This window comes from Acinetobacter sp. YH12021, from assembly GCF_013420145.1.
In the GTDB taxonomy this organism is placed as follows: domain Bacteria; phylum Pseudomonadota; class Gammaproteobacteria; order Pseudomonadales; family Moraxellaceae; genus Acinetobacter; species Acinetobacter towneri.
Map to the genome: position 1 here is coordinate 97,547 of NZ_VOYT01000009.1, position 12,422 is coordinate 109,968.

Here is a 12,422-nt window from a genome sequence, read left to right on the forward strand (position 1 = left end):
TATGACAGCACTGCGTACACACTGGCAAAAAATTCAACAGTCAATTTGGTTGCTGGGCGCGGTGCTGTGTTTATTGGCGGCACTGATTTTTTGGGCGGTGACAGACCGTGAAGAACTGGTTGAAATTGAAAAACAACCAGAGTCTGAAATTGAATTACAAATTCAACCCGAGAAGGTTGCTGCAACCACCTATTTGGGTGGCTTGCAAGAAGAAGTCAGACCTTTGGAACTCACCACGCGTTTAACGGCTTCTGGTTTGCATGAGGCTGAGTTTCGCGGTACTAAATTTATTCAGGAACAAAAAAATAATAGCACGATTGAACTGTTTCGGGTCAATGATGAAAACATCATTAAAAGTTTTATTAAAAAGCAAACAGATCGGAGCAAGCTGTTTTATATCCGTTTAAGCGGTGAGGGGCAGGCTGAACAATATGTGATGTTATATGGCAGTTTTGGCAATAAACGCGACGCTGCACAGACTTTGACCGCATTGCCATTCAAATTTCCTGAAACGATTCAGCCTGTTGTGGTGCAATTTGCTGACTATCGTCCTTATGTCAATGATTTAGGGGCGGATGAAATGGGGCTGAGCACTAAGCTATATGCGGTAAATTTACGTCCAGCAGCTGTGCCTAAAATAGATGAAAGTGCTTTGGCACGACCACCTGCAACCACAACGACTGCACCGACTACGCAGGCAGTTGCACCGCAAAATAGTACCACCAGCACTACAATTACCCGCCGTGATCAGGAGGGTAATGTCGTTGATGTACAAAAATCACAAAGTGGTACAGCACCTGCTCAGCCAGATGCACCTGAACCTGAAGTGCGCGATCCTTTTAACTAATCATAAACACTTCCAATATTATTTTAGCTTCATTTTAGTCATTCAAACCATCGCTTGCCTTTATTTGTTCTATCCTTTTTGTCTATTATTTGCATTGAGCTATTTTGGCTCAATTGCACCAATTTGATCTAAAAAAATTATTCTTCTCACTAAAAAATGCGTTCTAAAATGGCGCAGCATGGTGTATAAAAATAATGAAATGCACAAAAATAGTGCGAATTTGACTTAAAAATGTGATCTGATTTTACATTTTTAGGGTTAAAGCTGAGATTTGGCTCATGTGCGAATAAAAAATAAAGTTGGCATTGTTTTTGCTTTTATTGGTGCGTGAATTGAGTTGTTGTCCCTATTTTGGCGCAAAAAAGATTCAATGATTGTGCGAAACTGTCAAATTTGCCTGCTACATTAAAGTGTAAAAGTTGCGTAAATGATGAATCGGTCACTCAGGCTTTTTAATCGGTATTGATTGAAATAAATGTGTGATATTTCATTTACCCAAGGTTGATGTTTAGAGTTGTAAATTGAGTTAAATCGCAAAAACAGATTGTTTAATTGGCCCAATTGGGCAAGTAAAAGAAGGGTACGCTATGCACATGCCATCGCCTAATACTGTAGCTCCCGCTCAAGGTTTATACCAACCGGATGAGTTTAAAGATAACTGTGGTTTCGGTTTAATTGCCCATATGCAGGGTGATGCAAGCCATGATCTCGTCAAGACTGCCATTCATAGTTTAAGTTGCATGACCCACCGTGGTGGTATTGCCGCAGACGGTAAAACGGGCGATGGATGTGGTTTGCTGTTGGCAATGCCAAAGCAATTTTTCCGCGAAGAAGCAAAACGCTTAAGTGACATTACTCTGAGCGAAATTTTTGCAGTGGGTACAGTATTTCTGAACCTCGACCCTGCCTTAGCGGCGCATGCAAAAAATATCCTGACCAAAGAAATTGAAGCAGAAGGCTGTAAAGTATTGGCTTGGCGTGTGGTGCCAACCAATAATGAGGTATTGGGCGAAATTGCCATGCAGTCTTTGCCTGCTTTTGAGCAAATTATTGTCAATTGCCCATTGGGTGTGACTGAAGTTGAATTTAACCGCAAACTATTTTTGGCGCGCCGTCGTGCCGAGCAGCAATTGACTGCCGATCCATATTTTTATGTGACCACGCTATGCTCAACCGTGATCAGCTATAAAGGTTTGATGATGCCTGCAGCGATTGCAGACTTTTATACCGACCTTGCCGATGAACGTCTGGCATCACATATTGTGGTGTTCCATCAGCGCTTCTCGACCAACACTTTGCCACGTTGGCCGTTGGCACAGCCGTTCCGTTATTTAGCACACAATGGTGAAATCAACACCATTACCGCCAACCGTAACTGGGCAATGGCACGTACCCCAAAATTTGAAAATCCATTATTGCCAGGTTTGACAGAGCTAAACCCAATTGTAAACCGTACAGGTTCAGACTCCTCAAGCTTAGACAATATGCTGGAAATTCTGGTGGGTGGCGGAATGGATTTATTCCGTGCCTTGCGTATGTTGGTTCCGCCTGCATGGCAGAACGTCGAAACCATTGATGCCGATTTACGCGCTTTCTATGAATTTAACTCTAAACATATGGAAGCGTGGGATGGCCCTGCAGGTTTAGTGATTCAGGATGGTCGTCATGCCATCTGTATGTTAGACCGTAATGGCTTACGTCCTGCACGTTGGGTGATCACTAAAAATGGCTACATTACTTTGGCCTCTGAAATTGGGGTGTGGGGTTATGAGCCTGAAGATGTAATTTCTAAAGGACGTGTTGGTCCTGGTCAAATTTTGGTGGTGGATACCTTTACTGGCAAAGTGCTCGATACGCAGGATGTAAATAACCATCTGAAAAGAATGCGTCCTTATCGTGAATGGTTACGTGAAAATTCAATCCGTTTACAAGGTAGCCCAGAGCTTGAAGAATATTTGTGTGATCAGGGTTTAAAAGGTGATGCCTTAAAAGCTGCACAAAAAATGTTTATGGTGACCTTTGAAGAGCGTGATCAATTATTGCGTCCAATCGCAGAAAGCGGTCAAGAAGCCGTTGGTTCCATGGGTGATGATACGCCAATGGCAGTATTATCACGTCAGGTACGTCATGTGTCGGATTATTTCCGTCAGCAGTTTGCGCAGGTGACCAATCCACCGATTGACCCATTGCGTGAATCGATCGTGATGTCTTTGGAAACCTGTTTGGGTCGTGAACAAAACGTATTTGAGCAAGGCCCAGAACATGCAGACCGCTTGATTATCTCAAGTCCTGTGTTGACCAACTCCAAAATGCACCAAATTCGCACTTTGGGTCGTAAAGGCTATGAAATTGCAGACATCGATCTGAACTATGCTGAAAATGAAGGTTTACAAGCTGCGATTCAACGGATTTGTGAAACTGCTGCACAAGCGGTGCGTGAGGGTAAAACTTTATTGGTACTCACCGATAAAAAAATCCGTGAAGGTTACTTGCCTGCCAATGCGGTCATGGCGACTGGTGCAGTGCATCACCACTTAATTCAAGTCGGTTTACGTACCGATGCCAACATTATTGTGGAAACAGGTTTTGCCCGTGATCCGCACCAATTTGCAGTATTGCTCGGTTTTGGTGCAACTGCTGTGTATCCATATTTGGCTTATGATGTGATCAATGATTTGATTGCCAAAGGCGAGTTATTGGGCGATCCAGTTTATGCGCAAAGCAATTTCCGCAAAGGCATTGAAAAAGGCTTGCTCAAAGTCTTGTCCAAAATGGGGATTTCAACTGTAGCCTCTTACCGTGGTGGTCAGTTGTTTGAAGCGGTGGGTTTGTCTGCTGAAGTGGTGAATACTTGCTTTATTGGTGTGCCAAGCCGTATTCAGGGGGCTACCTTTGCCGATCTGGAAAATGATCAGAAAAAACTGGCAGATACTGCATGGAAATCACGTAAACCAATTGATCAGGGCGGTTTGCTGAAATTTGTATTTGGCAAGGAATACCATGCCTTTAACCCAGATGTGATCAACGCTTTACACAAAGCGGTGCGTTCAGGCAATTATGCAGATTTTAAAGAATATGCAGAAATCGTGAATAATCGCCCAATTGCAACCATTCGTGATTTATTCAAGTTAAAAACAGACCATTCAATTGCCTTAGATCAAGTGGAATCGGTTGAACAAATTTTACCGCGATTCGACTCTGCGGGCATGTCTTTGGGTGCGTTGTCACCAGAAGCACATGAAGCCATTGCGATAGCCATGAACACCATTGGTGGGCGTTCAAACTCAGGTGAGGGCGGTGAAGACCCTGCGCGTTATGGCACGATTCGTAACTCGAAAATCAAACAGATTGCTTCGGGACGCTTTGGGGTCACACCTGCTTACTTAACCTCTGCAGAAGTTTTGCAGATTAAAGTGGCACAGGGTGCAAAACCAGGCGAGGGTGGTCAGTTACCGGGTGGTAAAGTGAATGGCTTGATTGCCCGTTTACGTTACTCTGTGCCGGGTGTCACTTTGATTTCACCACCACCGCACCACGATATTTATTCGATTGAAGACTTGTCACAATTGATTTTCGATTTAAAGCAAGTCAATCCGCAAGCCATGGTATCGGTCAAACTGGTGTCTGAACCGGGTGTGGGTACCATTGCAGCAGGTGTCGCTAAAGCCTATGCCGACTTCATTACCATCTCGGGTTATGATGGCGGTACCGCAGCATCGCCACTGTCCTCTATTCACCATGCAGGTTCACCGTGGGAGTTGGGTTTAAGCGAGGCGCATCAGGCACTGCGTGTGAATGACTTGCGTGGCAAAGTCCGTGTGCAAACCGATGGTGGCTTAAAAACTGGTTTAGATGTGGTGAAAGCGGCAATTTTAGGTGCGGAAAGCTTCGGTTTTGGTTCAACGCCAATGATTGCCTTAGGTTGTAAATACTTGCGTATCTGTCACTTAAATAACTGTGCAACAGGGGTAGCAACGCAGCAAGATCATTTGCGTCAGGAACACTATATTGGTGAACCACAAATGCTGATCAACTTCTTCACTTTCATTGCGGAAGAAACCCGTGAATGTTTAGCTGCACTGGGTGTTGCGAGCTTGAAAGACTTGATTGGTCGTACCGACTTGCTAGAAATTTTACCGGGTGAAACCGAAAAACATGCGCACTTGGATTTAAGCGCCTTGTTGGAATCGCACCCTGCGGCAGAAGGCAAAGCGCAATACTGTCAGGTTGAAGGCAATGCGCCATTTGACAAAGGCATCTTGGCTGAAAAAATGATTGCAGAGATGTTGCCTGCAATTGAAGCAGGTACAGGGGGCGAATATTACTTTAATGTGAGCAACTGTGACCGTTCAATTGGTGCGCGTATTTCAGGTGAAATTGCGCGTCGTTATGGTAACTTGAGCATGGAACATCATCCTGTCAAATTGAACCTTACGGGTACTGCGGGACAATCTTTAGGTGTTTGGAATGCAGGTGGTTTGCATATCAAACTTGAAGGTGATGCCAATGACTATGTGGGTAAAGGCATGGCGGGGGGACGAATTTCCATCTTCCCACCAAAAGGTTCGCCTTTCCAAACTCAAAACACAGCGATAATTGGTAATACCTGTCTCTATGGTGCAACCGGTGGTAAATTATTTGCTGCAGGTACGGCAGGTGAGCGCTTTGCGGTGCGTAACTCAGGTGCCTTCGCTGTGATTGAAGGGGCAGGCGACCACTGCTGTGAATATATGACTGGCGGGATTGTCACGGTATTGGGCAAAGTGGGACACAACTTTGGTGCGGGCATGACAGGTGGATTTGCCTATGTACTGGATTTGGATAATGACTTTGTAGACCGTTACAACCACGAACTGATTGAGCTGAATCGTATTTCGACTGAAGCGATGGAAGAACATAAAGCATTCTTAGGACGTATTTTAGATGAACACATTGCTGAAACAGGCAGTGCGTGGGCGTATAAGATCCGTCATGAGTTTGATTTCTATAGCCGTAAATTCTGGTTGGTAAAACCAAAAGCTGCCAACTTGCAGACTTTGTTGAAAACCACCCAAGCAGATCCACAATAATCCACGACTCAGCATTCGGCAGATGTGGATAACTTTAGACTTATACCCAGTGTAAATGTCGCGTTATCCACATCCACCTACGGAGAAAGACATGGCAGAACGCCTACATAATGACTTTCAATTTCTGGATGTAGCACGCCAAGATCCAGAGAAAAAAGATCTCGATGTCCGCAAAAATGAGTTTGTGGAAATTTATAAACCATTTACTGCAGAAGTGGCGGCCAATCAGACCCATCGTTGTTTGGGCTGTGGTAACCCCTACTGTGAATGGAAATGCCCTGTGCATAACTATATTCCGAACTGGCTTAAACTGATTTCGGAAGGCCGTATTTTTCAGGCAGCAGAATTGTGTCATCAAACCAATACTTTGCCTGAAGTTTGTGGACGGGTTTGTCCACAAGATCGCTTGTGTGAAGGCGCATGTACCTTAAATGATGGTTTTGGTGCAGTGACCATTGGCAATGCCGAAAAGTACATCAACGATACTGCTTTTGCCTTGGGTTGGCGTCCAGACATGTCGCATGTGAAATGGACCGATAAAAAAGTTGCGATTATTGGTGCAGGCCCTGCAGGTTTGGGCTGTGCCGATATTTTGGTGCGTAATGGCGTCAAACCGGTAGTCTTTGACAAACGTCCTGAAATTGGTGGCTTGCTGACCTTTGGTATTCCAGAATTTAAAATGGAAAAAGACGTGATGAAACGCCGCCGTGAAATTTTTTCTGGCATGGGGGTCGAATTCCGTTTAAATACCGAAATTGGTACAGATATCACGATTGAACAATTGCTTGCCGATTATGATGCAGTATTCATGGGCATGGGCACTTATACCTATATGAAAGGTGGATTTGCAGGTGAAGATTTAGATGGTGTTTATGATGCGCTGGATTTCTTGATTGCCAATGTCAACCGTTGCCAAGGCTGGGAAAAAGACCCTGCAGAATACATTAGTGTTGAAGGCAAAAAAGTGATTGTACTGGGTGGTGGGGATACTGCCATGGACTGTAACCGTACTTCAATTCGTCAAGGTGCGCAGCAAGTCACTTGTGCTTATCGTCGTGATGAAGCCAATATGCCAGGTTCACGCCGTGAAGTGACCAATGCCCGTGAAGAAGGTGTGAACTTCTTATTTAACCGTCAACCCATTGAAATTGTCGGTGAAAATGGCAAAGTCACAGGTGTCAAAGTGGTCACCACGCAATTGGGTGAGCCAGACAGTCGTGGTCGTCGCAGCCCAGAGCCTGTTCCAGGTTCAGAAGAAATTTTAGCTGCCGATGCGGTATTGCTTGCTTTTGGTTTCCGTGCCAGCCCTGCAGATTGGTTTGCCTCTGCCAATATTGGGGTAGATGGTTCAGGTCGTGTAGTGGCAGCAGAACAGCAAACATTTAAGTTCCAAACGTCTAACCCGAAAATTTTTGCAGGAGGCGATATGGTGCGTGGTTCTGATTTGGTCGTGACTGCAATTTGGGAAGGTCGTCAGGCAGCAGAAGGTATTTTAGATTATTTAGAGGTCTAAACGAGTTTCTTTTGCTTAGATGTTGAAAGGGCTGATTTTTAAGGAATTCAGTCCTTTTTTTAATAGATATCTTCCATAAATCAAGAAATGATCGTTATATTCATATTTAAATGGATATTGAAACTTCCTTCTTCCTCTGGGAGAAGGAATTTCCTTTGCAGAGATTCAAAAATAATTTATGAAAACAACCTTTTGTAGTGGATAAAATCCCCTCATCCTCTTGCGGAATATATCCCTCATTCCTGAACCATATTTGGCCAAAGAGAATGAACATCAATATCAATTCAATTTGCTGTAAGCATTCTGGTAATACACTGCGATTAAACAAAATACACAAACACGTCGGAATTTCACGTTAGAATGAAATCATTTCAAACAAATACAAAGAAAATTTAGAGGTTAATTTATGAATTTCACAAAAAAAACCATGTTCGCAGTGGCTTTAACCAGTACTTTGACATTAAGCGGCTGCGGCTATAACACCTTACAAGTAAAAGATGAAGCCGTGACTGCTTCTTGGTCAGAAGTCCAAAACCAATATCAACGCCGTGCCGATTTAGTGCCAAACTTGGTGAATGTGGTCAAAGGCTATGCCAAACATGAAGAACAAGTCTTGACTGAAGTCACTCAGGCACGTGCCAATGTCGCAGGCTTAAAAGTGGATAAGTCGGTATTAGAAGACCCTGCGTTATTCCAGAAATATCAGGAAGCACAGGCGCAAATGACCAGTGCCTTATCACGTTTAATTGCGGTGTCTGAAAATTATCCAGACTTAAAAGCCAATGAGCAATTCCGTGATTTACAAGTACAACTAGAAGGCACAGAAAACCGTATTGCCGTGGCGCGTAACCGTTACATCAGCACAGTGCAAGACTTTAACAGCTATGCACGTCAATTCCCGCAAGTGATGACCGCCAAAGTGATTGGCATGGACACCAAACCAAACTTCAGTGCCGAGCAAAGCGCACAAACCGCACCGAAAGTTTCGTTTGAATAACGCCTAGGAGGATGTCTGGATGCTGCAATCGCACAGCAAGACCCGCATGAACCTTGGGCAAATATTGCTGCTCATTATGGTGATGTGTTTCAGCTGCTTGGCATATAGTGAAGTTGCCACTGCAACCGATGAAACCGCCGAAGCTGTAGTGCTGGGTAAAATTGTGCAGCAACAGCATCCTCAAAGTGCCAACCCCATCCCAGATTTTACAAATTCACGCCAGCCTACATCTACGACTCAGCAAGCACCTGTAGAAACAACCGTTCAGCAACCGCAAATTGCCAATGATATGGCAGAGGGTGAATCTATCCGTGCTTTGCCGACCTTGAATCAGCCCGTAGTCGATCAAGCCAATCTGCTGACTGCCACAGAAAAACAGCAAATCAGTCAGCGAATTTTAAATTTACATCAACAAGCCAAAGCACAAATTGGGGTGGTGATTGTACCGACCACAGGGCAGGAAGATATTTTTGATTTTGCCATGCGGGTCGCAGAACAATGGCAACTTGGTTCTGCCAAGCAAGACAATGGTTTGCTAATGGCAATAGCAGTCAATGACCGTCGGATTCAGATTTTAACAGGTTATGGTTTAGAGGGCGTGCTACCCGATATTGTAGTCAGTCGGATTATTAACCAACGCATTACGCCGTATTTTAAACAAGCGCAATATGCTCAAGGCATAGATGCTGGCTTGGCAGAAATTGAACGGATTTTAAACCTTGACCCCGAAGTTGCTGCACAGGCGGCGCAAGAACTAAAACAGCGTCAGGAACAAGCCTTGCAAGAACAACAGGCGCGTGAAAAAACCTTGAGCACTGCTTTATTTATTTTAATTGCAGGGGTGATTGGCTCATTGATTGTCGGAAAACGTTTAAGTGCTTCAACCGCCGCCGTGGCAGGAACAGTAGCAGGTTTGGTCAATGGTGCAGGCTTAATCACCAGTTTAATGATTGGCGCGGGAATTTTCATTTTACTCATTACTGCTATTGCACAGACCATTTTCCAAGTTTTCTTGTCCTCTGCGGGGCGTGGTGGCGGACGTGGTGGTGGTTTTGGCGGCGGCGGTTTGGGTGGCGGTGGCTATAGCGGCGGCGGTGGTAGCTTTGGTGGGGGAGGAGCATCAGGATCATGGTAACCACAACAGATACAACAGAAATTATTACTCAACCGAAAATGGACATTACAGTGCGTCCGAGTGTAAAGCGTTGGCTGAAGCATTTCTTTTATTTACCTGCCAGCAAACGTTTTTTTAATGCGCAGGATCAACATGCCATTGCAGAAGCAGTGACTGCTGCTGAACATGGGCATGTGGGGGAAATTCAAGTGGTGATTGAAGGCTGCTTACCGTCACGTTTGGCCTATTCAATAGACACCCATGCTCGCGCACGTCAGTTGTTTGCTGAATTAGGTATTTGGGATACTGAACTAAACAGCGGTGTGTTACTGTACCTGAATTTGTGTGAACGCAAAGTGGAAATTGTAATTGACCGTGGCATTAAAACCGCGACCACGCAACAGGTGTGGGATGAGGTCTGTGCACATATTGTGCAGGGTTTGGCACAGCAGCAGTATAGGCAAGCGGTAATCACAGGTGTGAAAGAAATTGGTGAAATTTTGGATGCTTTTTATGACCGCCAGTTGCTAGACACACAGAATGAACTAGGGAATGCGCCGATTATTTTGGGGTGAGAGCTGTTAGTATTCTTCTCTTTTTCAACCCCCTCCTTGCACCATCTATGGCTTAATCTTTTTAAATCCCCCTCAATCCCCCTTTGATAAAGGGGGAAGCTTGAAAAGCATGTTTGCACAATAAATCAATTTTATAATGAATGTTCCTCTCTTTTTTAAAGAGAGGCTAGGAGAGATTTTTTAAACATGGGTGGCTTTCACTACATTTGACTTACTTTTTCAAAAAGGGAAGCCACATCAGCACAAAAGATAACTACTATACGTTAGCTAAATTTGCTGAAAATTATATCAAAAATACAAATAAATGTGTGATAGGTTTATTTTTAAAATAAAAAATGCGACCTATTGCTCTAAAAATGACAAAATTTGTTAAATTCAAAATTTTAAACTGACAATAATTGTCACTTTTTAACATAAATAAACAGTAATTTTAAAAGTTGAAAATTTTTTATGTGTAAGGTGCTGTTTTTCTGTGTAAATTGTCTATAATAAAAGTTGGCACGTTTAGTGCTAAGTATAAAATAGCTTACAAAGCTTATAATTAAATTAACAAACATTTGTGGAGAATGTTTATGAATACAATGCAAAAAGGTTTTACCCTTATTGATACTCCATAAGTGTCCATATAAAATGAACAATCCATAAGTAAGTCAATATGGACATAAAAATAATAAATTTGATATGAAGAATAAATATTATCTTTTTCTACTTTTTTCACTCTCCGTTTTTACTCATGCTCAAAAACTAGACCTAATTCAATATTCAGATATTTCATCAATTCCTCAAATTGCTTTGAATCCAAAAATCCAAACAGAACTTCAAACCTTGCTAAAGCATGATTATCTAAAATTTCAATCTAATTTCGACAATTACTCAGCGCCCTATTTACTGAAAACAGATGAGGCTCTGTATTATGAAGGTAGGTCTGGAACCAGATTAGATGCTTCATCAGCGATTGTTTTTAAGGATGGGCGATTGTTTGCTGCAATTTATTTTGCAGAAACCAAGATGTTAAAATACTTTAGCAATGATGCAAGTTGCTCAGAACAGTTACATCCTGCGATTCAAATTTTTGCTCAGCAGCGTGAAATTCAAAATATTGAGTATGTGACAGCAAAAGCGGATAGCGCTTTAAAATATCATCTCGGTTTGCCTGCTCAATGTGAGGCTTATATAGAAAAACTAAAGAAAGGAAAATCGAGCTTTTTGAAAATCTAAACCAAGATGAAAAATCTATAATGGCTCAATGGGATGATACCCACACCGCCGGTTAAAACACATTTTTTCTATTTTTTAAAATATCTAGAACGGCACTTTACAACATTCCAGATAATCATTTTCATTTAGTAGATGGTACGGGCGTTATATCGCCAATGCTATAAATAACTTGCACAAATTATGTTGTGAAACTTATGTAATATGTTGAAATTGTTTAAAAATAGAATGGATAAAAATGCAACTCACCGAATTAAAACAATTACCAGACTGGTTATTAGAACAGTTACTCCAAATGACTGAACCAGCAATTTTATCACTGCGAGATACGAAACTTGTCGTCACTTACCCCGATCGTATGGAAGCAATTCACGCGAGCTTAAAAGACGTACAACACCAGATCCATCATGTCAAACCGACAGATTTACAGATTCCACCAGAGGTTTATCAATATTTTGGTGAGGATAAAGAAAATGGTTGCCTATTTTTTAAAACCTCTGAGTATCTTTCTAGTGGTTTGTTTTCCTATACCGATCAAAATAAATTTGAGCATTTACAATCTGCTTTACAGACTGCCTTTGAAAATGAGCAAGCATATCTCGCAAATCCAACGGACTTTTTAACTGCCTATCATTTTATTGATACACACCCAGCTTTTTGGATGGTTACTGGCGGTGTACCATCATGGCACTGGAATACATGGGGACATTGCCAAAATGTTTATCACGGTGCATATAATGATGAAGATGATGGGGAAATTAGTGATTTATTTAGAGACTGGCTCACATCTCAATAAAGTAGAAGATGGTGGTAAATTATACCAAGAGCATTATCATGACTATCGTTTAGATGTTTGGGCAGATACGTTTGAACAGGCGTTTATCAAGTTGGCGGCAATGGTGTATAAGTTTTTTGACCATCAAGGTGTTGAGCGTCCAGATGTGCCACATATAAAACCAGCATAGAGAGATGGATCCGGAAATTTGAACAACTCCTATAAGTGATACTCTGCTCCTCAAATGATGTTATAAACATCAATATATGGAGTATTTTATGGCACGTAGACCAAGAAGAAATCATTCAAACGACTTT

At 42.5% G+C, this 12,422-nt stretch carries 9 protein-coding genes; all 9 read left to right on the plus strand.

Annotated features, from left to right (window positions below; genetic code table 11):
• Window position 1 precedes the first annotated feature (1 nt).
• Window positions 2-847 carry a hypothetical protein gene (locus FTT91_RS09085; protein ID WP_136143922.1) on the plus strand — a complete coding sequence of 282 codons (846 nt, stop codon included), beginning with the start codon at window positions 2-4 and terminating at the stop codon, window positions 845-847.
• Between the two features lie 593 nt (window positions 848-1,440).
• Window positions 1,441-5,916, plus strand: coding sequence for a glutamate synthase large subunit (gltB, locus tag FTT91_RS09090; protein ID WP_180169288.1), 4,476 nt, complete (start codon window positions 1,441-1,443; stop codon window positions 5,914-5,916).
• 91 nt (window positions 5,917-6,007) lie between these two features.
• Window positions 6,008-7,429 (plus strand): FAD-dependent oxidoreductase, encoded by a 1,422-nt coding sequence (locus FTT91_RS09095; RefSeq protein WP_180050951.1) that lies wholly within the window; start codon window positions 6,008-6,010, stop codon window positions 7,427-7,429.
• A gap of 406 nt (window positions 7,430-7,835) precedes the next feature.
• Complete coding sequence (locus tag FTT91_RS09100) at window positions 7,836-8,426, plus strand: LemA family protein (protein WP_180169289.1); 591 nt, start codon at window positions 7,836-7,838, stop codon at window positions 8,424-8,426.
• Between the two features lie 19 nt (window positions 8,427-8,445).
• Window positions 8,446-9,561 (plus strand): TPM domain-containing protein, encoded by a 1,116-nt coding sequence (locus tag FTT91_RS09105; RefSeq protein ID WP_180169290.1) that lies wholly within the window; start codon window positions 8,446-8,448, stop codon window positions 9,559-9,561.
• Entirely contained in the window at window positions 9,555-10,115 is a 561-nt protein-coding gene (locus tag FTT91_RS09110; RefSeq protein WP_180169291.1) for a TPM domain-containing protein, read from the plus strand. The genes FTT91_RS09105 and FTT91_RS09110 overlap by 7 nt, the downstream gene beginning before the upstream one ends.
• A 681-nt stretch (window positions 10,116-10,796) precedes the next feature.
• The gene (locus FTT91_RS09115) at window positions 10,797-11,333 is read left to right on the plus strand and encodes a hypothetical protein (protein ID WP_180169292.1); all 537 of its coding nucleotides are present in this window, start codon (window positions 10,797-10,799) and stop codon (window positions 11,331-11,333) included.
• Between the two features lie 235 nt (window positions 11,334-11,568).
• The gene (locus FTT91_RS09120) at window positions 11,569-12,126 is read left to right on the plus strand and encodes a hypothetical protein (protein ID WP_257229587.1); all 558 of its coding nucleotides are present in this window, start codon (window positions 11,569-11,571) and stop codon (window positions 12,124-12,126) included.
• Window positions 12,092-12,295 carry a hypothetical protein gene (locus tag FTT91_RS14785; RefSeq protein WP_257229588.1) on the plus strand — a complete coding sequence of 68 codons (204 nt, stop codon included), beginning with the start codon at window positions 12,092-12,094 and terminating at the stop codon, window positions 12,293-12,295. Before FTT91_RS09120 ends, FTT91_RS14785 begins: the two co-directional genes overlap by 35 nt.
• The last annotated feature ends 127 nt before the right edge of the window (window positions 12,296-12,422 follow it).

Excerpts from the sequence above, each read along its gene's own strand:
- FTT91_RS09085 (WP_136143922.1), top strand. The coding sequence starts at position 2 with ATGACAGCACTGCGTACACACTGGCAAAAAATTCAACAGTCAATTTGG.
- gltB (WP_180169288.1), top strand. The coding sequence starts at position 1,441 with ATGCCATCGCCTAATACTGTAGCTCCCGCTCAAGGTTTATACCAACCG.
- FTT91_RS09095 (WP_180050951.1), top strand. The coding sequence starts at position 6,008 with ATGGCAGAACGCCTACATAATGACTTTCAATTTCTGGATGTAGCACGC.
- FTT91_RS09100 (WP_180169289.1), top strand. The coding sequence starts at position 7,836 with ATGAATTTCACAAAAAAAACCATGTTCGCAGTGGCTTTAACCAGTACT.
- FTT91_RS09105 (WP_180169290.1), top strand. The coding sequence starts at position 8,446 with ATGCTGCAATCGCACAGCAAGACCCGCATGAACCTTGGGCAAATATTG.
- FTT91_RS09110 (WP_180169291.1), top strand. The coding sequence starts at position 9,555 with ATGGTAACCACAACAGATACAACAGAAATTATTACTCAACCGAAAATG.
- FTT91_RS09115 (WP_180169292.1), top strand. The coding sequence starts at position 10,797 with ATGAAGAATAAATATTATCTTTTTCTACTTTTTTCACTCTCCGTTTTT.
- FTT91_RS09120 (WP_257229587.1), top strand. The coding sequence starts at position 11,569 with ATGCAACTCACCGAATTAAAACAATTACCAGACTGGTTATTAGAACAG.